Source organism: Serratia sp. CY47444, assembly GCF_052168635.1.
In the GTDB taxonomy this organism is placed as follows: Bacteria; Pseudomonadota; Gammaproteobacteria; order Enterobacterales; family Enterobacteriaceae; genus Serratia; species Serratia bockelmannii.
On the sequence record NZ_JBJNMH010000014.1, the window covers coordinates 63050 to 83770 of the forward strand.

A 20721-nucleotide genomic window follows, 5' to 3' on the forward strand; every position below is an offset into this window, starting at 1 on the left:
CCCTGCAAGCAGGATGACAATCCATGGGGATAGGGTATGGCAAGAAAGGGCAGAATGCAGGTGTAATGCGAATTCCAGAAACAAAAAAACCGCCTCTCGGCGGTCTACGACATTACTACTTATTGCTTTGATTATTCGGTATTTTTATTCCCTGGTACCCGGGGCGGGACTTGAACCCGCACAGCCATAAGCCGAGGGATTTTAAATCCCTTGTGTCTACCGATTTCACCACCCGGGCTCGGGAAAGTTGGAGGCGCGTTCCGGAGTCGAACCGGACTGGACGGATTTGCAATCCGCTACATAACCGCTTTGTTAACGCGCCTTTATTCTGTTTGCCTTTTCAGGCCAAAGCCGGTGATTCACCCACTTCGTTTTGTTCTTTTGGTTGGCGATGTTGAAATCGCTTATCCTAATCATCTGATTCTTAAGTAATTTATTTCGTTACCGCCGAATCGATGGACTGCATTATGGACTAAACCCCCCACCTTGGCAACCCCCCGAAATAGCAAAAAGTTCTCTAACGCTTTCAACTGCTTATTTTGTGGGCGCACTGTTCACAATGCCGACGGAAAGGCAAGCGGAATGTTGATTTTATATGCGTCGGCTCGGGAGTTCACGGGCAAATCGGATCTTTTTTTCTCTACAGGAATCGCTTACCTCCCCCTCTCCGTCTTTTCACCTGCTTATGATGATGGGATATCATGTAAAACATCATCATGGGGACATCGCGCAATCTTCGGCCCACACGCATAGAGTCGCCGGCAACAGTGAGACAGACTATCTGCCCGTCACACCTTCTGCTTTCCCTGACCGCAATTCCTCGCCCCTGACAGCGATTGCCGCATCGTTCGACAGATACATCAAGTCGGCTAAAGCCGGCTACCGAGTTCGAGTAAGAAATCGACAGCCAGTCTGTTTCGGGCAGAAGCATGACGCGCCTTTTCATACACTACAGACAACGGCGCGCCGACGCTGTCAAACTCGTTCAGCACGGTGACAAGCCTACCTGCAGCTAACGCCGGTGCCACAACGTAATGCGGCGCCTGGAGAATGCCCTGCCCACCTTCGGCCAATGCCAGCAGCACGGCGACGTGATCGCTGGCCAGTGGTCCGATAGGAAAGTGGCGATATGCTTCCCCGGATCGGGAGAATGTCCAGGTACGAAACTGGCCGCTATTGGCCATGATATAGCGTAGGCAAGCATGTTCGCCAAGATCGCTGGGGAAACTGGGTGCACCATGCCGCTGCAGATAAGCCGGTGCCGCAACGGTCAGGAAACGATGTGGCGGCAAAGCGCGCGCAACCAGACGAGAATCCGGCACTTCGCCCAACATAACAGCCAGATCGAAACGTTCGGCCGTCATGTCAACATGTCGGTCGGTCAATGTCAGCTCGATATCTAGTCCCGGATGGGCAACCAGCCACTCGCTGAGTGCCGGCGCAACCACGCATTGACCAAAACTCACCGGTACACAAATCCGCAGTTTTCCGCGCCACGGTTGGGCGCTACCACCCAGCAGACTGCGTCCGTCTTCAATGGCCGTCATGCCTTGCCTGCAAACGTCGAAGAAAACTTCGCCATCGCCGGTCAATGTGATCTGCCGCGGTGAGCGGTGGAATAATTTCACGCCAAGTTCTGCTTCCAGACGCGCCACCGACTTGCTCACCGCAGAAGGCGTAATACGCAGCACACGTGCAGCGCGCGTGAAGTTACCGGCTTCGGCGGCTCTGACAAAGGTGCTGATATCACTGAATGGATCCATTCTTATTATTCCCTTAATTCACAGTAAATTTGATTATAAAGGCATTATCATTCCTGTTCATCATCCATATAGTTATTCCTCCACTAACTGATGAGGGATACAACATGTTGAAATTTACCAACGGTCTGTTTTCGCGACTATGTTTGCTTTCTACTATGGCTGTAACGGCAAGCCAAGCCGCAGCAGCTGTGGCTACCACAGCGCAACACTTAATACCGCAACAGCAGCCGAGAGAAGAGCGTGCGGCGCTGGTCATGATCGAGTTCGTCAATGAGTGGCTGGATCCGCAAGGTAAGTTGCATGGTTTGATCCAGGACAAGCGATCGCTCGCCCGTTCCCAGGAAGCGGGCAAACGCGCCCTGGAGGCTGCTCGCCAGGCGGGGATGCCGGTCATTCACGCTACGCTGCAACTGTCGCCAGACTACCGTGAAGTCGGGCGCAAACCATTTGGGCTACGCGGCGCCATCCCCAAAGCCGGCACCTGGCAAAAACAGGATAAAGGCTGGCTGTTCTATCCACCATTCGCTCCGCGATCAAATGAGTTTGTCATCAGCGGGCGTGCGGGTGCCAGCGCATTCGCCGCCTCCGATTTGGACAACTATCTGCGCGGGCAAGGCATTACCCGGCTGTACCTGGCCGGTTACGCCACCCACGTCTGCATCGAGTCCACATTACGTGCCGCACACGATCTGGGCTATGAGCCAGTGATCCTCAGCGACGCGACGGCCGCTTTCACCACTCAGCAACAGCAACACGTTCTGAACGACGTAGTGCATCATTTTGGCTGGGCCATGATGACACAAGCGTTTATCGAAACTCTGTCTTTCGGCGATCAGACAGCACTGAAAGCGAGCTCCACCACTGCCCCGGCGCCCGCACCGGAAAGAGTCCAATCGCTACGTCTGCTGACGCCCCCAGGCCAGAAAATCCCCGGCGTCTCCGGCGCTGTGCAAACACAGAGTGGCCTGCTGTTTCTCAGTGGCCATGTCCCAGTAACTGCTGACAACAAAGTCCCTTTAGGGCTGGAGAAGCAATTGGAATTGGCATTCAAGAATTTGAACGACACACTGCAGCATGCGGGCAGTTCACCCGAAAATATTGTCAGAATGACGCTGTACGTGCGCAATTATCGTCCCGATCAGTTGGCCACAATTCGCAAGATCCGCGATCGTTGGCTCAAAGGGCATGAATCCGCCAGCGCCTTGATCGGCGTAGAAACTCTGTTCCGACAAGATGTGCTGGTCGAAATCGATGCGGTTGCTGTACCCGCCGCGTCTCAAACCGCAGTCTGACCTCGTTCGTTGACAAGTTGGAGGGAAGAAGTTTATCGCACCGCCGTTTTATTAAATACAGCGGCGCGATAAAATGACGGTCACCTCCAAACTCACCGTAGCAGGAGGAATATTGATCCCAGAGCTTGCTGAGACATAATGTGGCCGTTCATGGACCCATTGCGAAATGACCAAGAAGTCAAATCGGTTACGCACTCAGTCCTCCGCAAGCAGGGAGCCTCAGCGCATCAGCAATCGTTCTCCATCGGCCGACACCGCCATGAAAGTTCGCGATAATCTCATTGGCGTCCGCAGACCTCGATCGGAAATAATGAGCGACTTCACGAACCAACTCAAGATCCAAAGCGTTGTCTGCATCAGTAATACTGAGCTTCATACCATTGACGAAAGGCACAGGGTTCATATTGTAAGCTTCAGACAGCCGCCACCCGCTCCCCGGAGCCAGAAGACACCATGGTTGCGCAAGTGATCTTCTGTGTTCGAGACAAGGATATTGAGAACGATCGGCGGCCAACGTTCACACAGGTCGACATAGGTCTGCAAACCCTGCTGAATAGGGATTTCGGCCACTTCCAGAGGCCGCCCCGAGCCAACATCGTCACCATCAACAGCCTGCTTCTGGGTATCGCCGGACAGTAAAAACGGCAGCACAGGCTTCGCGCTCGCATCGATAGACTAAAAGTGTTGGCTGGGACTGGATCCAAGCGAGTGGATTTAGAGTGCAAAAAAGGGGCCGAAGCCCCTTTCTCATACCTGCCGAATCACGAGGATTCAACAGGCTAATGTTTGGAGCGGGAAACGAGGCTCGAACTCGCGACCTCAACCTTGGCAAGGTTGCGCTCTACCAACTGAGCTATTCCCGCATTACCAGAACTGACTGATTTCTTTGCTATCTTTCGGCAATTCATCGTTGTCGTCTGATGCGATGCATTCTACTTACCTGACGTGATGAGTCAATAAAATTGTTGGCGCATCACGATCGTTTGCCGATTTTTGCAGCGTATCGATCACGGTTCCAGCAGATCGTTGCGTGCCGCGTTCAAATATTGGAACATCGACCAGAAAGTCAGCACCGCCGCGATATACAGCAAACCAATCGCCACATACTCTACGGAGCGATCCGGCCGCCACAGCAAGCCCACCAGCGACATCATCTGCGCCATGGTTTTCACTTTGCCAATCCAGGACACCGCCACGCTGCTGCGTTTGCCAATTTCCGCCATCCACTCACGCAGCGACGAAATGATGATTTCACGGGCGATCATGGTGGCCGCCGGCAGCGTGATCCACCAGCTGTGGTAGTGCTCCGCCACCAGCACCAGCGCCACCGCCACCATCACTTTGTCCGCGACCGGATCCAAAAACGCCCCGAAGCGCGTTGTTTGTTTCCAGCGGCGTGCCAAGAAGCCGTCAAACCAGTCGGTGACGGCGGCAAACACAAAGATAACGGCGCAAACCATCGGAGCCCAGTTGAACGGCAGATAAAACGCCAGCACAAAGAATGGGATCAGAACTACGCGAAACAGGGTAAGCCAAGTCGGTATATTCAATTGCATAATGCTACGGTAACTATCTGGCTAGAGTGGAAATTAAGAGTATGTTGCTACATTGCCCTCAGTGTTTCAATGCATTGTAGATCTTTTCTGCCAATGCTTGTGAAATACCCGGCACTTTTGCAATTTCCTCCACGCTGGCGTTCAACAAAGGTTGCAGTCCGCCCATATACTTCAACAGCACCTGGCGCCGTTTCGGCCCTACGCCTTCAATCAGCTCCAATGCGCTGGTATTTCTGACTTTCGCCCTTCTCTGCCGGTGACCGGTAATCGCATGATTGTGCGAATCGTCGCGGATGTGTTGGATCACATGCAGCGCCGGCGAATCCGGCGGCAGAGAAATTCCCTCGCCTTCCGGGACGAAGAACAACGTTTCTAACCCGGCCTTGCGGTCGGCGCCTTTGGCGATGCCGATCAGCAATGGCTTATTCTTGTCCCAGGTGACGTTCAGCGATTTGAATACCTCGATCGCCATGCCGAGTTGCCCTTTACCGCCGTCGATGAAGATGACATCCGGGATCTTTTTCTCTTCCAGCGCCTTGCCGTAACGGCGCTTCAGCACCTGCGTCATCGCCGCGTAGTCATCGCCAGGCGTGATGCCGCTGATATTATAGCGCCGATACTCCGCTCGCACGGGGCCATTACCGTCGAACACCACGCACGAAGCCACGGTCTGCTCGCCCATGGTATGGCTGATATCAAAGCACTCCATACGGTTGATTTCCGTCAGGTTCAGCACCTTGGCCAATTCCGCCAGCCGCTGATGAATAGTCGACTGCTGCGACAGCTTGGTCGTCAACGCCGTTGCCGCATTGGTGCGCGCCAGCTTCAGATAACGGGCGCGATCGCCGCGCGGTTTGCTTTGAATTTGGATCTTGCGCCCCGCCAACTCGGAGAGCGATTCCGCAAGCAGGTCTTTTTCCGGCAGGCTGAAATCCAGTAAGATCTCGCCGGGCAGCGTGCGCGCCTGGCTGCCTTGCAGATAGAACTGGCCAACAAAGGTCTGCACCACCTCGCTCATCTCCGTACCACCCGGCACTTTAGGGAAATAGCTGCGGCTGCCCAGCACCTTGCCCTGTCGGATGAACAGCACGTGCAGGCACGCCATACCGGCATCGAACGCCACGCCAATCACGTCCAGATCGTCGCTGTCGCCCGACACGAACTGCCGCTCCGTGACGCGGCGTACGGCCTGAATTTGATCGCGAATGCGCGCCGCCTCTTCGAAATTAAGCAGTTTGCTGGCTTCTTCCATGCGCGCAATCAGCTGGTGCAATACCTGTTGATCTTTGCCTGAAAGGAACAGCCGCACGTAGTCCACCTGCTGCCGATATTCTTCTTCACTCACCAGGCCGGCGACGCAAGGCCCCAGACAGCGGCCGATCTGATACTGCAGACACGGACGTGAACGGTTGCGATACACGCTGTTTTCGCACTGGCGGATCGGGAACAGCTTCTGCAGCAGCGCCAGCGTTTCGCGTACGGCGTAAGAGTTGGGAAAAGGCCCGAAATATTCGCCCTTGGCGTGTTTGGCGCCGCGATGCACCGCCAAACGGGGATGGGTATCCGCGCTGAGAAAAATCAGCGGATAAGATTTATCGTCTCGCAAAAGAACATTATATCGCGGTTGGTACAATTTAATGTAGTTATGTTCCAACAACAGCGCTTCCGTTTCGGTATGGGTAACCGTTATGTCTATTTGCGCGATATTTTTAACCAGCGTCTCGGTCTTACGGCTGCTGACCTGCTGCCGAAAGTAGCTGGCGAGACGCTTTTTCAGGTCTTTGGCTTTACCGACGTAGATCACCGTCCCCGTGGCGTCGTACATACGATAGACGCCGGGTTGGCTGGTGACGGTACTCAGGAAGGCTTTGGCATCAAAACGATCATTCACTGCTTAACAACGTCTCCGCATTGAACAATCCATGTCGGATGGCCAGGTGAGTCAATTCGACGTCGCCGCTGATATTCAGTTTGCTGAACATGCGGTAACGGTAGCTGTTCACCGTTTTTGGGCTGAGACTCAGTTGCTCCGAGATCTCATTCACTTTTTTGCCTTTGGTTATCATCAACATGATCTGTAACTCGCGTTCAGACAGGCAGCTGAACGGCGTTTCAGCCTGCGGCTCCAGCTGACTCAAGGCCATCTGCTGAGCGATGTCAGACGCGATATAGCGCTGCCCCGCATGCACGGAACGCAAGGCGTTAATCACTTCTTGCGGCGCGGCGCCCTTGCTCAGGTAACCGGCGGCCCCCGCCTGCATCACCTTCGCGGGCAAAGGATTTTCAGTATGGATGGTCAACATGATGACTTTGACGTCGGGCGCATAACGCACAATCTTGCGCGTGGCTTCCAGCCCGCCAATGCCCGGCATATTCATGTCCATCAGCACGATATCGACAGCGTTGCCACGGCACCATTTTACGGCGTCTTCACCGCACTGGGCCTCACCGACAACTTTTATACCTTTGATATCTTCAAGAATGCGTCGTATCCCTGCGCGCACCAGTTCGTGGTCATCAACAAGAAGAACGCTAATCAAGGAAAAATCTCCAAAAAAAGGGAGTAACGCAATCGGCCTCTGTTTTCGCCAGAGATATTACTTGTTTTTCAGACAAGAATGAACACAGATTAATACATACTTTCGAATAACTTTGCGGAGCAGAGCTGATTTTTCAATTTTAGCCGTCTATGCCGCCGATAAATCGTCACGTCGGAAAACATCAGGCGACGAAAATAATTCCGCGGCGCTGTACCAGACACAGGATAGCGCGACAATCATGCTGCGAGTGAGAAATCTGTGTAAGCAATCACGACATGAATAATATTAACACGGCTATTGGCTATTTGTAATCATTTGATATTTAAAGGCGTAGCAAAATCCGCTGCCAACGCGGGTCTGGCAACCCACGGTCGAAACTATTATTCCCGGCAAACGCCGCTAAAATCGGTGTACTACGCTCCAAATAATTATAATAACCCCATCGTTCAACAATAACGTGCCGGACAAATACTTGTTAACCACCTCGAAATAACTTGCCGATAGAGGATGATTCGGACAAGCAATGAGCGAACGTTGCCCACCCGCGTGACCGGAGCAAGCCCGGTGCAGATGATGGACGCATGCTATGCTATACTCCGCGCCCAGTTAAATTCGCCACCGCGCGCGACAACTGTTTAGCCCACGCGCGGTGCGCCAAAGCAGCTTGTATCAGGCTACGGCCTCAAAAAATCAGGAGAGAAAATGAGCAACGTTGATTTCACTACGTCTGCAAACCCGGAAATCTTGGCGACCGAGGTTGCCTGCCTCAAAGCTACGCTGACGCTGATCCTGAAGTCGATCGGCCAGGCCGACGCCGGGAAAGTCATCATCAACATGGAACGTTTCATTGCCCAGATTGAAGATCCGACTCAGGCGGAAATCTTCAAGAACAGCATTCAGCAAATCAAGCACGCTTACCGCCAGTAAACGTTGCCTCTCAGACCCGCGTTTCATGCGGGTCTGTTTTTCCCCGCGCTACGCAACACGCCATTGATCTTGCACAGACTTTCGGGCAGTGTGTTGACTTTCCCCCACACCCGAGACCGTTATGGGCATCCTTGTCAAAGCGCTGATCGGCGCGCTGGTCGTGGTTCTGATTGGCCTGTTGGCCAAAACGCGCAACTATTATATCGCCGGTTTAGTCCCGCTCTTCCCCACTTTTGCTTTGATTGCGCATTATGTTGTCGGCAGCGAACGTTCAATAGCGGCGCTAAAAACGACGCTGATTTTCGGTATGTGGGCGGTGTTGCCCTACCTGGTGTATTTGATTTCGCTGTATTTCCTGATTAACAGTCTGCGGCTGTCGTTAGCGCTGGGCGCGGCGGTACTGTGCTGGATTGCAGCGGCGTGGCTACTCATTACGCTGTGGGGATGGTGGCAAGGGCGTTAACGCCCTTGCCGGAAATGTTACGGCCGCCCTGCCTGCAAAACGAAGCCTCTCTGCCGATCGCCCGCGATACGCAGATAGCGGCTTTCACCGGCGCGCAGCGTCATCGGTACACTGCCGCCGGTCTCACGCCAAATACACAGATTATTCTCGATCATATCTTGCCCGATACTGACCGTAATATTGCCTGGCGGCACGCGAAATTCTGCTTTCTCTTTCGACCCCAGCGAAGCGGCGAACTCCCCATTCACATAGACGCCGGTGCGACAGCTCCCCGCTAGCATTCCGCTGTCGCGCACCACCACTACCGTAGCGTAAGGCGTATCCGGGATATTCTGATAGAGCATCAGACGGCTTGGGGGCGGCAATTCAGCCTGTTGCGGCGGTACGACTTGAGTCGCACATCCCGTCAACAGTGCAGAGGCAAATAACAACGCGGCGTAATGCTTCATCCTTGGCTCCTGAAGAAAATAATGCTTATCGTAACAAGAGAATAGCTGTCTCCAGTAGCATTCATACTGCAGAGACGAAAAAATCGGATAACTTCCCACTCCCCCACAAACCGGCAGGAATAAGAAGATTCTGTATTAAAGCTATTGAAATAAAGGCGATTCTTGCAGATTTAAAACTTGACCATGCCACGTTGGATATCTGCCGCAAAAGCACCACTGACGTAACTGAAACCATCCTGCGTGACGTAAACTCGGGTATGACCGGTCTCTGATAACACCGCCACCATATATCCCAGGCTGATCATTTCATGTGATGGAACGTTCATTGGGGTTAGAAATCCGCGTCCGCGGCACCACTGATAAAAGCGAGTTCGCCCATATCCCAACACGGCCCCCACATCGGAGAGGTGCTTGAAAGTATCATAATCCTCTGATGGTGAAGGTAAACCGTCATGACTTTCAGGCGTTTTCTTTATCCCAGACAAAATAAACTCCTTTTTTGACGCTGTCGCGTACGATTACCCTTCCTCTAAAATGAATTTAAAAAATCCAAATTTAAAATGCAAATGAATTCCCTGTAACTAAAAGCCTTCCCCAGAAAAAACCCGGAAATAAAACCCCAATAAAAAAACAGAAATAAAAAAATAGAGTATTAATACCGAGTATTAAATCCTTGGCATGGGTAAATATCCTAAATAAAAATAATAGTCAGGCAAGATAAGAATATACTTAGCATGCGTATTATTTCACTCATCAAAACGATGCAATTGCGCTCGGATCATTACGGCATAAAAAGAATGAATAAAACCAGCACCACATCGACCCACCTTCGTCGTGTGGTCGCAGATCCCTACAGACTTCCCCAATGTGCCACATCCTCTCTCAACGCGGCACTTCCTCAATCATACCTAAACAATAACCATTATCATTTCCAATTATTCCGCCAGTTTATTACACTTTCCTACCTCGCCAGTTAGGAACATTCCTAGTCGGAGAGCCTCAGGACAGAGAAAGAGTTAGGGACACCATGAAGAATTACCGTTGTTTGATTGTTTTGCCGCTTTTGATGATGACCGCCTGCACCCAATGGGAAAGGCCCGGCGCGGTCGAGAGTACCCGGGATGCCGAATATGCCGAATGCCGCAGCCGCGGCTACGATCGTTTTCCGCCGGACGTGGTGCGGGACGTGGAGTTCAGCTACGAAAACAAATACATCCCTTGCGAGAAAAATAAGAAAGATTGCCCATCGGGATACCGCTATGACAAAGAGCCGTCGATTAAGACGGTGCAGACCGACCGCAATCAGTCCGCCCGAAACGCCACCATCGAAGCCTGTATGTACAGCAAAGGTTGGCGAGAGAAAACCTACTATTGGCCGCAATGGTGATGTGGCGGCGTTTGCCTAGGGTGACATGCCGCTAATCCATTCAGCCGTCGTCATCACTTCGGTTTAGCCCCAGCGCAACCAGTGTTTCCGCCCTGACCGGCGTTAAAGGCACACGCGGCGGTGGCAAAGGCCAGCCCAAAAGCTGCCTCGCCGCCGCCGCGCAGACTTTACCCTGGCATGCCCCCATGCCACAGCGGCTACTTAGCTTAGCCGTGTTCCAATCCGGCTGATGGCGGACCTGTTCCAGCGCGACGTCTTCGCAGCGGCACAGCAGCGTCTGCGGTTTGGCCAGAGAATTCATGCGTTCATCGAGCGTAAAAGCGGCCGCTGTCGCCGTGGCGAAACGCCGCCACCGCTGCCGCTGCGCCATCATAAAATCGGCTTTTTCCTTCTGACCGGTGGCGGCATAACCGGCGATGGCGCCTTCGGTGAGCGCCAATTCACTGCCGCCGATGCCGGTACATTCCCCGGCGGCATAAATTTGCGCCTGGCTGGTTTGCTGACAATGATCCACCGCTACGGCACCGTGTTCTATCCGACACCCCAGCAGCATGGCCAACTCAATGTTCGCCACCAATCCAAAACCGCAGGCTAACCTGTCGCAGGCGATCGTTCTTTGCCGCCCACCGTTATTGACGTGCACCGAGGTTAAACGGTCTTGCCCCAACGCCGCCAGCACCCGGCTACCGGCACGATAACGATGCGGCATCAGAGAAAACGCCTGATGCAGCTTGGCTGGCCAGCGCCACAAGCCGCCCGCAAACGCCGCCAACCGCCAAAGCGGTGCCTGCTCAGCCACCAGCACCACCTCGCCACCGGCCTGTTTTACGCTGTTCGCCACCGCCAACAGCAGTGGACCACTGCCTGCTATCACTACTCGCTCACCGCGGATTGTCAGCCCTTGCTTGATTTGCGCCTGTAGACCACCGGCGCCGGTCACCCCCGGCAGCGTCCAGCCGGGAAACGGCAACAGGAGTTCACGAGCGCCATTGCATAAAATCAACTTTTGATAGCGAATCACGCCACAGCCTTCGGCATCTTCATATGCCAATCGGTTAGCGCCACACTGCGCCACCAGCTTGCAGCCGGACTGCAGCGCAATATTTTCCTTCGTCACCACCGCCTGCCGATAGCGGTTCGCCATTTCAGGCAATGCCACCTGCGGTCCATCGCGCCAGATTTGTCCGCCTGGATGTGGATTATCATCAATCATTCGTACCTGACCACCACTTTCCGCAGCGGCCAGCGCCGCCGCCATGCCGGCCGGCCCAGCGCCGACGATCAGCACCTCACAGTCGAAGTTACTCATCATCGCTCCTCTCGATGCGCATGCCGGCTTGGCACAGCGTCTGGCACGCCAGGCGACGCAGACCGTTAATGGTCACCCGGCACTCCTGACAAATGCCCATGCCGCAAAAGGGGGCCCGTGGTTGGTGTGAAATCGACAACCGGCAACGATCGGCACCGCACAGGCTGAGTGCCGCAGCAACGCTGAGGCCAACCGGCACCCGCCGGTGCTCTCCATCGATACTCAACGAGAGCGTATTTTGTCTTTCATTCATACAGGCAGCTCCTCGACGGCAAACGCGCGCGCCGCCAAATAGGGGGAATCATCAATCTCCGGCGTTTGCCGGCCGATCTGCGCAGTAATCAGCGCGGCACTACCAAGGGCGGTTGTGACACCCAATCCCTCGTGCCCCAGCGCCAACCACAGCCAGGAATGCCGCGGATGTGCGCCCAACAACGGCAGCCCGTCTGCAGAGGCAGCGCGCAGCCCGGCCCAGCAGCGAATGATGTTCATCTGCGCCAGTGCGGGCAAGAAATGCTGCGCACGCTTGAGCATCGCCGCCAACACTGGCATGTCCAACGCCGAATCGACGGCATCGAACTGGCGGGAAGAGCCGATCAGCCATTGTCCGGTGGGCCGTGCCTGCACATTGAATGCCACCGACGTACCGTCGCTGGCATGCGCGCTGGCGCCATATCCCAACTCCACCAGTTGATGCCGCACCCGCGGCGGGTAGCGATCGGTGATCGCCAGATGGCCCTTCTTGGCGTGCAGCAAAGCCTGCGGCAATAGGCTATTGGCCCTAAGGCCACAGGCCAGGACTACCAGTGGCGCAGCCAGGCGCCTGCCATCCGCCAGCCTCACTGCCCCTTCCTCCAGTGCTGTCGCTTCACCATGTACCACCTCGATCGCCGCACTACCGTCGTCCAACAGCCAGCGAGCCACGAGCGGCGCATACACAATGCCGTCGGCCGGCACCCGCAGCCCACCGGCCAGGCCGTGCCGCAGCATCGGCTCCACGGCGGCGATCTGCTCCGCCGTCAGCAGTTCCGCAGTCACACCCTGCTCCGCCAGCCGCGCCCGCTTTTGTTCGGCAATGCCCATTTCATCCGTTTTATCCGCCAGCCATAGCGTTCCGCAGCCGCGCCAGGCACACGCTTGCGGCATCCGCCCCGTCACTTCACGCCATAACCGCAGCGAATAAGCGCTCAACGCCAGCTCAGCCGGATTATCGTCCATGCATACCAGATGCCCCATGCCGGCGGCGGTCGCACCGGCGCGACGATCGTCCACTACCGAGACACGATACCCTTCCCGCGCCAACCGCCAGGCACAGGCAGCGCCGATGATGCCGGCGCCGATCACGATGACATCGGCTTTCTGTCCGGTGCCCATCAGCGTATTCCCCAGACAAAGGGATCGCGTTCGTCGAGCAGCAGTTGGCTATCGGCACACACATAGGCCTGCCCGCGAATAAAAGGAGTAATACGTTCGCCATTCCAGCGGTAATAGGCCTGGAATTCGCTACCGATCACGCTGACCTGCCGCCACTGCGTTTCCGGTGGCAGTTTGCCGTCCGCCGCCAGACACGCCAGTTTGGCGCTGGTACCGGTACCGCACGGAGAACGATCATAGGCTTTGCCGGGGCACAACACGAAGCTTCGGCTGTCGGCCTGCGGATCGTCACCGAACAGTTCGATATGGTCTATCACTCCGCCGTCTTCACCGCAGATGCCCGCCTGTTCCAATGTCTGCCGCACCGCCCAGGTGAACGCGGTCAATGCCTCCAGATTTTGTCTATCGATAGGTAACGGCGACTCGCCGATCAGGAAGAACCAGTTACCGCCCCAGGCGATATCCCCCGTCACCGGCCCGTATCCCCCAACCTCAAGCCGCACCTGGCGACGGTAACGATAAGCCGCCACGTTCTCCACCGTGACGCTGCCGTCGTCATGCAGCGTGGCGTTTACCGTGCCGACCGGGGTCTCGATGAGATGGCACCCGGCGTGGATGCGCCCCAGGTGCGCCAGCGAAGCGATCAGCCCGATAGTGCCGTGCCCGCACATACCCAGATAGCCGCTGTTGTTAAAGAAGATCACCCCAGCGGTGGCCTGCGGCGAGCAGGGGCGACACAGCAGCGCCCCCACCAGCACGTCATTGCCGCGCGGTTCGAGCATCACCGCGCAGCGCCAATCGTCATAATGTTGCGCGAAACGCGCCCGCCGTTCCGCCATGCTGCCCTCGCCGAGATCGGGAAACCCTTCCACGATCAGACGTGTCGGCTCTCCGCCGGTATGAGAATCGATCGCCCGCAAAGCGGTGATATGCGCAGAAAGTGCCATCGGCGTCTCCTGAGTTAATGAGATGTTACCAATGGCATTAGCCTGAACGAATGTGGGCATGGCGGCTTGATGCGTTTCGGCGCGGCGAATGAAGAAATCAGCACAGTGATAAAAGTCAGGTCTGACGCGGCGCGGGTATACGCTTAACGAATGCCATAATAATGACTTATTTATCATATTGTTATTTCCATGCTAAACCTTTGTGTAGCGAGAAACACCGCAGTTTTCAAGCAACTGCCAAACACCGCCCGGCAAAAGTATGCGGCAATCCGCATATTTAGCAGCCGGCCGGAAATAGCGCTTGCTTCGTTACAGAAAAGTTAATATTGATGCGAAAGTGCCAACCTGGCCCGCCTGTTTTTCCGGCTAACGACCGAAAAGGGACTGTTATGCGATCCACTTCAGACTATCAGCCTCCGGTTTCTCTCTCGCCGCCTTCGCTTGTTGGGTTGCCGGAGCAGGAGGACGTTTTTGCCGTCGAACATCTGTCGCGTCTGTGCGACGGACTGGCGCAACAGCGCCCGAACAACCTGCGCGATCTGCTGAATACGCTGGCGCTGATCGCGCCGTTGCTGAACGCGATCCCGAACGTGGTGTTCTTTATCAAAGACGCCCAGGCTCGCTACCTGCTGGCCAACCTCACGCTGGCCAAGCGCTGCGGTTTCAAAACCGTCACGCCGCTGCTGGGCAAGACCTCCGCCGACGTTTTTCCCGCTCAGCTCGGATCCGGCTACACCGAGCAGGATCTGCGGGTATTGCGCCACGGCGTGCTGATCCAGGATCAACTGGAGATGCACCTGTACAATGGCCGAGAAACCGGCTGGTGCCTGACGCAAAAGCTGGCGCTGTATGACGCGCAGGGAAGAATCATCGGTATGGCGGGTATTTCTCACGACCTGCAGGAGGCCAGGGCCAATCACCCGGCCTACCAACGGCTGGCGGCGATCGACGTGCATATCCGCCGCCACTACGCGCGACCGATCGCGCTTGAAGAGCTGACGGCGCTGACCGGGTTGTCGGTGGCGCAGATCGAACGCTACTGCAAACGTATCTTCCACCTCACCCCGCGCCAGATGATCCATAAAGTGCGGCTGGAAAAGGCCACGGAACTGCTGGCCGGCGATCTGCCAATCACCGACATCGCGCTACAGTGCGGCTATACCGATCACAGCGCCTTCAGCCGTCAGTTCAAAGCGATGACCGGCTCCACGCCGCGCGATTTCCGCCTGACGCTTTCCGCTTAACGCGCTGATTTACCTGGTTACCTCCCTCTCTTCACGGCGCACCGGCGCCTGGTTTTTTTCATGCCCGCTTTCCGCCGCCATTGTGCCAATTTCGTCGCGGCAATCGGCGAAAAGCGTCAAGCCTCCCTGCGCAATACCGGTCAATCTGTCGGTGAGCCTTACTAAAGATTCACTTTTCATTAACACTTTCGGACGACAGGACAAACACTATGAGCCATAAAGCCATAAGCTGGAGCGGCGTATTCCCGGCGGTGACGACCCAGTTCCGCAACGATTTCTCTCTGGACCTCGACGCCACCCATACGGTGATCAAAAACCTGGTGCGCGACGGCGTCTCCGGTCTGGTGGTGTGTGGCACCGTCGGTGAAAACACCTCGATGACGATGCAGGAAAAGTTGGCGGTGATCGAAGTGGCGAGAGACGCCGCCGACGGCAAAGTGCCGGTGATCGCCGGCATCGCCGAGTTCACCACCGCCTTCGCGCAGAACATGGCGCGTGAAGCGCAAAAGGCCGGTGTCGATGGCATTATGGTGATGCCGGCGCTGGTTTATTCCGCCAAGCCGCACGAAACCGCCGCACACTTCCGCAGCGTCGCCGGCGCGACCGATCTGCCGATCATGGTCTACAACAACCCCCCCATTTACAAAAATGACGTCACACCCGACATCCTGACCTCGCTGGTCGACTGCGAGAACATCGTGTGTTTCAAAGACTCCTCGGGCGATACGCGCCGCTTTATCGACCTACGCAACGAAGTCGGCGATCGCTTCGTGCTGTTCGCCGGGTTGGACGATGTGGTGCTGGAAAGCATCGCCGTCGGCGCGCAAGGCTGGATCTCCGGCATGTCCAATGCTTTCCCGCGCGAAGGGGAAACCCTGTTCCGTCTGGCTAAGGAAAAGCGCTATGAGGAAGCATTGGCGCTGTACAGCTGGTTCATGCCGCTGCTGCACCTCGATGCCCGCCCCGATCTGGTGCAATGCATCAAGCTCTGCGAACAGCGGGTTGGCCGCGGCAGCGCCGTCACTCGCCCACCGCGCCTGGCGCTGCAGGGGGAAACGCTCACCGAGATCAATGCCGTGATCGATAAAGCGCTGGCCACTCGTCCGGCGCTGCCGAACGTCGGCCTGTAATGCCTTCACCGCCCGGCCAGGCCGGGCGTCGCTCTTTATTTACCGGGGGAATCCATGCCCAACGAACGCCACGTCGCCATCAGCGGCCAACAATTTATCGGCGGCCAGCGCCGCGCCGCAGGGGAAGCTGCGCTGCTCAGCCTGCGCGCCGACGACGGTCAGCCGACCGGCTACCGCTTCCACCAAGCCACGGCGGCTGAAACCGCCGCCGCCGCCGAAGCCGCTGCCACGGCCTTTGTGCCCTATTCGCAACTCAGCGCCGAGCAACGCGCGAACTTTTTGGACACCATCGCCGAGGAGCTAGAGGCCTTGGACGAAACCTTCTTCGCCCTCGCCACACAGGAAACGGCCCTGCCGCCGGCGCGCTTGAGCGGCGAACGCGCCAGAACCAGCGGTCAGATGCGGCTGTTCGCCACGCTGCTGCGGCGCGGCGATGTCGAGGGCGTACGCATCGACTGCGCGCTGCCACAGCGTTCCCCCCTGCCGCGCCCCGATCTGCGTCAATACCGCACGGCGCTCGGCCCGGTGGCGGTATTCGGCGCCAGCAACTTCCCGCTGGCGTTTTCCACCGCGGGTGGCGATACCGCCGCCGCGCTCGCCGCCGGCTGCCCGGTCGTGTTCAAAGCACACATCGGCCATATGATCACCGCCGAGCTAACCGCTCAGGCGATCGAGCGCGCACGGGAACGCACGGGGATGCCCTCTGGCGTCTTCAACATGCTCTTCGGCAACCGCGTGGGGGCCGATTTAGTACAACATCCGGCGATTCAGGCGGTGGGATTCACCGGCTCGCTGCAAGGCGGCCGGGCGCTGTTCGATCTGGCGATGCAACGTCCCCAACCTATTCCGGTCTTCGCCGAAATGTCGAGCATCAACCCGGTAATGATCCTGCCCAAGGCGCTGGCGCGGCGCGGGCAGCACATCGCGCAGGAACTGGTCTCTTCCTTCACGCTCGGCTGCGGTCAGTTCTGCACCAAGCCCGGCGTGATCGTCGCGCTGCGCGGCGCCGCCTTCGATCGGTTAACCGAAACGATGAGCGCCCTGGTCAACGCCGCCGAGCCGCAGCCGATGCTGAATGCCGGCACCCTGGAGCACTACCGTCACGGGCTGGCGGCCCTCGATGCCCACCCGGGTATGCGGCGGCTGGCAGGCCGAAGCGAAACGCCTGCTCTTCGGGCGGCGGCGCAGCTTTATCAGGCGGAGGAGGCGCTGTTGCTGCAGGCCGACCCGCTGCTGCAACAGGAGGTCTTCGGCCCGGCCAGCATCCTGGTGGCGATGGATAACGAAGCGCAGCTGCATGCGGCGCTAACGGCATTGCAAGGCCAGTTGACCGCCACGCTGCTGGCGGACGACGACGATCTCGATATGGCCGCCGGGCTAACGGCACTGTTGGCGCGCAAAGCCGGTCGGGTACTATTCAACGGGTACCCGACCGGGGTGGAAGTGTGCGACGCCATGGTACACGGCGGCCCTTACCCGGCCACCAGCGACGCACGCGGCACCTCGGTAGGCACGCTGGCGATCGAGCGTTTCCTGCGGCCAGTTTGTTTGCAAAACACCCCTGCGGCGCTGTTGCCGCCGGCGCTGCAGGACGCCAACCCGCTCAACCTGCTGCGACTGGTTAACGGCGCTTACACCCGAGATCCCCTGGTTTCACCTGCCCAACATTAGCCCGGCCGCATCTGCCTGCCACTCAATAACAAAAGGGTAATACCATGACAACCCAAGGCAAATTCAAGAAGCAGCTTACGCTCACCGATCTGACGTTCATTGGTCTGGGCGCCATCTTCGGCTCCGGTTGGCTGTTCGCCGCCAGCCACGTCTCCTCCATCGCCGGCCCGGCCGGCATCTATTCCTGGCTGATCGGTGGCCTGGCGGTGCTGCTGCTCGGCATCGTCTACTGCGAGTTGGGCGCCGCTCTGCCGCGCGCCGGCGGCATCATTCGCTATCCGGTATTCTCGCACGGTGAACTAATGGGTTATCTGCTGGGGTTTATCACGCTGATCGCCTTCTCCAGCCTGATCGCCATCGAAGTCGTCGCCGCCCGGCAGTACGCTGCCGCCTGGTTCCCGTTCCTCAGCCAGCCGGGGTCCGGCGATCCAACAGCGATCGGCTGGCTGGTGCAGCTGGCGCTGCTGTGTTTTTTCTTCGCGCTCAACTACTACAGCGTCAAAACCTTCGCCAAATCCAATAACCTGATCAGCGTGCTGAAGTTTCTGGTGCCCCTGCTGGTGATCGTGGTGTTGTTCAGCTTTTTCAAACCGGAAAACCTGCACAGCCAGGGCTTTGCCCCTTTCGGTTCCGCCGGGGTTGAGGCCGCCATTTCCGCCGGCGGCATCATCTTCGCCTACCTCGGCCTGACGCCGATCATTTCAGTCGCCAGCGAGGTGCAAAGGCCGCAGCGCACCATTCCTATCGCGCTGATCCTGTCGGTGGTGCTGTCCACCATCATCTATGTGCTACTGCAGATAGCGTTTCTCGGCAGTATCCCTAGCGAGATGCTAAGCGGTGGCTGGGCCGGCATCAGCCAACAGTTCTCCCTCCCGTTCCGCGACATCGCCATCACGCTGGGCATGGGATGGCTGGCGTTTCTGGTAGTCAGCGACGCGATCGTTTCGCCGAGCGGCACCGGCAACATCTATATGAACGCCACGCCTCGCGTGATCTACGGTTGGGCGCGCGCCGGCACCTTCTTCAAACTGTTCACCCGGGTGGATAGCGAGTCCGGTATCCCGCGTCCGGCGCTGTGGTTGACCTTCGCTCTCTCGGTATTCTGGACGCTGCCATTCCCGTCCTGGGAAAAGCTGATCGGCGTGGTGTCCGCCGCACTGGTGTTGAGCTACGCCATCGCCCCGGTCACCGCCGCCGGGCTGCGGCGCAATGCGCCCGATATGCCGCGTCCGTTCCGGGTGCGCGCTTTCTGCGTGCTCGGCCCGCTGTCGTTTATCATTTCGGCGTTGATCGTCTTCTGGTCCGGCTGGGACACCGTCTCCTGGCTGCTCGGCTTGCAGATCCTGATGTTCTTCATCTATATCCTGTTCAAAAATCAGGTGCCGACCCACGCCGTTAGCCTTCGGCAGCAAATTTGGTCCTCGTTGTGGCTGATCGTCTTCTATGCGCTGGTGATCGGGCTTTCCTACCTCAGCAGCTTCGGCGGCATCGGTGCCATTGCCCATCCGTGGGACACCTTCACCATGGCGGTGATTGCGCTGGCGATTTACTACTGGGGCGCCTATACCTGTTTACCCCAGGCCAATTTTATCGGCGATGAAGAAGAATGAACCCAGGGGGGGACATCGAGATGACATCCATGCACGTTCTGTCGTTGGAACAGGCTTATCAACTGGCGCTGCGTACGCTGCGCAGCAACGGTTTCAATCAGGCACATGCCGAAGCGGTGGCGCAAAATGTCACCCAGGGCGAACGCGACGGCTGCGCTTCTCACGGCTTATACCGGCTGTTGGGCTGCGTGCGATCGCTGCGGGTAGGCAAGGTCTCTGCCGATGCGGTACCCAAGTTGTTCGACCAGGCGCCGGCCATCTTGCGTGCCGACGCCGGCGGCGCGTTTTCCCTGCTGGCCTACCGCACCGCTCTGCCGGCCTTTATCGGTAAGGTGCGCGCCAATGGCATCGCCGCGCTGGCGATCAACCGCTGCGTGCATTTCTCCGCGCTGTGGGCCGACATAGAACCGCTAACCGAACAGGGGTTGGTGGCCTTAGCCTGCACACCCAGCCACGCGTGGGTGACGCCGGCCGGCGGTTCGCGTCCGCTGTTTGGCACCAACCCCATCGCCTTCGGCTGGCCACGCCCGGATCGGCCGCCGTTTTTATTCGATATGGCCACCAGCGCGGCGGCGCGCGGCGAAATCGAACTGCACCACCGCGCTGGCACCCCGCTGCCTGAAGGCTGGGGCATTGATAAGGCAGGCAATCCGTCCACCGATGCCGCCAGCGTGTTGGAGGGCGCGATGCTGACCTTCGGTGGGCATAAGGGCTCGGCGCTGGCGGCGATGGTTGAATTGCTGGCAGGGCCGCTGATCGGCGATATGACCAGCAAGGAATCGCTGGCCTATGACAACGGCACCGGTTCGTCGCCTTACGGCGGTGAGTTGATCATCGCGTTGGATCCCAAGCGTTTTCTCGGTGCGGATAAGGCGAAATATTTCGCCGGAGCAGAAGCGATGTTTGCCGATATGCAGGCGCAAGGCGCACGCATCCCCGGCGAGCGGCGTTATCGACAACGGCGGCAGAGCGAGCAATACGGCGTGGAAATTCCCAGGACATTGTACGACGAAATAATGGCGCTGTGCGATTAGCGCCGGATTGATGCCCCGCGCCGGC

At 57.4% G+C, this 20721-nt stretch carries 21 protein-coding genes and 3 tRNA genes; 10 read left to right on the forward strand and 14 right to left on the reverse strand.

The window, feature by feature from the left end; all coding sequences use genetic code 11:
• Positions 1-152: 152 nt before the first annotated feature.
• From ACJ8IL_RS17645 to ACJ8IL_RS17655, 3 genes are all read right to left on the reverse strand, one after another.
• Positions 153-238 (reverse strand) — tRNA-Leu (locus tag ACJ8IL_RS17645).
• Between the two features lie 10 nt (positions 239-248).
• Positions 249-322, reverse strand: a tRNA-Cys gene (locus ACJ8IL_RS17650).
• Between the two features lie 547 nt (positions 323-869).
• Positions 870-1763, reverse strand: coding sequence for a LysR family transcriptional regulator (locus tag ACJ8IL_RS17655; RefSeq protein ID WP_368906567.1), 894 nt, complete (start codon positions 1761-1763; stop codon positions 870-872).
• Between the two features lie 104 nt (positions 1764-1867).
• Between ACJ8IL_RS17655 and ACJ8IL_RS17660 the strand changes: the two genes are divergently transcribed.
• Both ACJ8IL_RS17660 and ACJ8IL_RS17665 read left to right on the forward strand, forming a co-directional pair.
• The gene (locus tag ACJ8IL_RS17660; protein ID WP_442516705.1) at positions 1868-3055 is read left to right on the forward strand and encodes an isochorismatase family protein; all 1188 of its coding nucleotides are present in this window, start codon (positions 1868-1870) and stop codon (positions 3053-3055) included.
• 453 nt (positions 3056-3508) lie between these two features.
• On the forward strand, positions 3509-3694 hold the full coding sequence (locus ACJ8IL_RS17665; RefSeq protein ID WP_406903145.1) for a hypothetical protein: 186 nt from the start codon (positions 3509-3511) through the stop codon (positions 3692-3694).
• Positions 3695-3842: 148 nt separating this feature from the next.
• On the opposite strand, the gene ACJ8IL_RS17670 is transcribed toward ACJ8IL_RS17665, so the two are convergent.
• From ACJ8IL_RS17670 to uvrY, 4 genes are all read right to left on the reverse strand, one after another.
• A tRNA-Gly gene (locus ACJ8IL_RS17670) sits at positions 3843-3918 on the reverse strand.
• Positions 3919-4062: 144 nt separating this feature from the next.
• A complete protein-coding gene (gene pgsA, locus ACJ8IL_RS17675; protein ID WP_004927937.1) occupies positions 4063-4611 on the reverse strand; it encodes a CDP-diacylglycerol--glycerol-3-phosphate 3-phosphatidyltransferase in 549 nt (182 codons plus the stop codon).
• Between the two features lie 58 nt (positions 4612-4669).
• Positions 4670-6502, reverse strand: a complete 1833-nt coding sequence (gene uvrC, locus ACJ8IL_RS17680) for an excinuclease ABC subunit UvrC (RefSeq protein WP_442516706.1) — start codon at positions 6500-6502, stop codon at positions 4670-4672.
• On the reverse strand, positions 6495-7151 hold the full coding sequence (uvrY, locus tag ACJ8IL_RS17685) for a UvrY/SirA/GacA family response regulator transcription factor (RefSeq protein ID WP_004927947.1): 657 nt from the start codon (positions 7149-7151) through the stop codon (positions 6495-6497). The genes uvrC and uvrY overlap by 8 nt, the downstream gene beginning before the upstream one ends.
• Positions 7152-7853: 702 nt before the next feature.
• Between uvrY and ACJ8IL_RS17690 the strand changes: the two genes are divergently transcribed.
• The gene (locus ACJ8IL_RS17690) at positions 7854-8078 is read left to right on the forward strand and encodes a DUF2594 family protein (protein ID WP_004927950.1); all 225 of its coding nucleotides are present in this window, start codon (positions 7854-7856) and stop codon (positions 8076-8078) included.
• A gap of 121 nt (positions 8079-8199) precedes the next feature.
• Positions 8200-8541: a GlpM family protein gene (locus ACJ8IL_RS17695; RefSeq protein WP_025302360.1), complete on the forward strand. Its 342-nt coding sequence runs from the start codon at positions 8200-8202 to the stop codon at positions 8539-8541.
• 17 nt (positions 8542-8558) lie between these two features.
• Here the strand turns inward: ACJ8IL_RS17695 and ACJ8IL_RS17700 are convergent, their stop codons facing one another.
• Positions 8559-8990, reverse strand: coding sequence for a hypothetical protein (locus ACJ8IL_RS17700; protein WP_025302359.1), 432 nt, complete (start codon positions 8988-8990; stop codon positions 8559-8561).
• A 170-nt stretch (positions 8991-9160) separates the two neighbouring features.
• Complete coding sequence (locus ACJ8IL_RS17705) at positions 9161-9475, reverse strand: hypothetical protein (protein ID WP_127146676.1); 315 nt, start codon at positions 9473-9475, stop codon at positions 9161-9163.
• Positions 9476-10017: 542 nt separating this feature from the next.
• Between ACJ8IL_RS17705 and ACJ8IL_RS17710 the strand changes: the two genes are divergently transcribed.
• A complete protein-coding gene (locus tag ACJ8IL_RS17710) occupies positions 10018-10377 on the forward strand; it encodes a hypothetical protein (protein ID WP_025302358.1) in 360 nt (119 codons plus the stop codon).
• Positions 10378-10417: 40 nt separating this feature from the next.
• Here ACJ8IL_RS17710 and ACJ8IL_RS17715 read toward each other — a convergent pair whose 3' ends face one another.
• Genes ACJ8IL_RS17715 through ACJ8IL_RS17730 form a run of 4 tightly spaced genes read right to left on the reverse strand, consistent with a single transcriptional unit; the run spans position 10418 to position 14007 of the window.
• The gene (locus tag ACJ8IL_RS17715) at positions 10418-11686 is read right to left on the reverse strand and encodes an NAD(P)/FAD-dependent oxidoreductase (protein ID WP_025302357.1); all 1269 of its coding nucleotides are present in this window, start codon (positions 11684-11686) and stop codon (positions 10418-10420) included.
• A complete protein-coding gene (locus tag ACJ8IL_RS17720) occupies positions 11679-11939 on the reverse strand; it encodes a (2Fe-2S)-binding protein (protein ID WP_442516707.1) in 261 nt (86 codons plus the stop codon). Before ACJ8IL_RS17720 ends, ACJ8IL_RS17715 begins: the two co-directional genes overlap by 8 nt.
• Positions 11936-13060 carry an NAD(P)/FAD-dependent oxidoreductase gene (locus tag ACJ8IL_RS17725; protein WP_167325000.1) on the reverse strand — a complete coding sequence of 375 codons (1125 nt, stop codon included), beginning with the start codon at positions 13058-13060 and terminating at the stop codon, positions 11936-11938. The genes ACJ8IL_RS17720 and ACJ8IL_RS17725 overlap by 4 nt, the downstream gene beginning before the upstream one ends.
• Positions 13060-14007, reverse strand: a complete 948-nt coding sequence (locus ACJ8IL_RS17730; RefSeq protein ID WP_193402858.1) for a 4-hydroxyproline epimerase — start codon at positions 14005-14007, stop codon at positions 13060-13062. The genes ACJ8IL_RS17725 and ACJ8IL_RS17730 overlap by 1 nt, the downstream gene beginning before the upstream one ends.
• Positions 14008-14396: 389 nt before the next feature.
• On the opposite strand from ACJ8IL_RS17730, the gene ACJ8IL_RS17735 reads away from it, so the two are divergent.
• The gene (locus ACJ8IL_RS17735) at positions 14397-15251 is read left to right on the forward strand and encodes an AraC family transcriptional regulator (protein ID WP_025302353.1); all 855 of its coding nucleotides are present in this window, start codon (positions 14397-14399) and stop codon (positions 15249-15251) included.
• Positions 15252-15260: 9 nt separating this feature from the next.
• Here the strand turns inward: ACJ8IL_RS17735 and ACJ8IL_RS17740 are convergent, their stop codons facing one another.
• Positions 15261-15431 carry a hypothetical protein gene (locus ACJ8IL_RS17740; RefSeq protein ID WP_153266251.1) on the reverse strand — a complete coding sequence of 57 codons (171 nt, stop codon included), beginning with the start codon at positions 15429-15431 and terminating at the stop codon, positions 15261-15263.
• A gap of 29 nt (positions 15432-15460) precedes the next feature.
• Here ACJ8IL_RS17740 and ACJ8IL_RS17745 point away from each other — a divergent pair, with 29 nt between their 5' ends.
• The 4 genes from ACJ8IL_RS17745 to ACJ8IL_RS17760 are packed head-to-tail and all read left to right on the forward strand — an operon-like array spanning position 15461 to position 20696.
• Positions 15461-16381, forward strand: a complete 921-nt coding sequence (locus ACJ8IL_RS17745; RefSeq protein WP_049204282.1) for a dihydrodipicolinate synthase family protein — start codon at positions 15461-15463, stop codon at positions 16379-16381.
• A 54-nt stretch (positions 16382-16435) separates the two neighbouring features.
• Positions 16436-18052: an aldehyde dehydrogenase (NADP(+)) gene (locus ACJ8IL_RS17750; RefSeq protein WP_442516708.1), complete on the forward strand. Its 1617-nt coding sequence runs from the start codon at positions 16436-16438 to the stop codon at positions 18050-18052.
• A gap of 44 nt (positions 18053-18096) precedes the next feature.
• Entirely contained in the window at positions 18097-19662 is a 1566-nt protein-coding gene (locus ACJ8IL_RS17755; RefSeq protein WP_025302350.1) for an APC family permease, read from the forward strand.
• Between the two features lie 20 nt (positions 19663-19682).
• Complete coding sequence (locus tag ACJ8IL_RS17760) at positions 19683-20696, forward strand: Ldh family oxidoreductase (protein WP_442516709.1); 1014 nt, start codon at positions 19683-19685, stop codon at positions 20694-20696.
• The last annotated feature ends 25 nt before the right edge of the window (positions 20697-20721 follow it).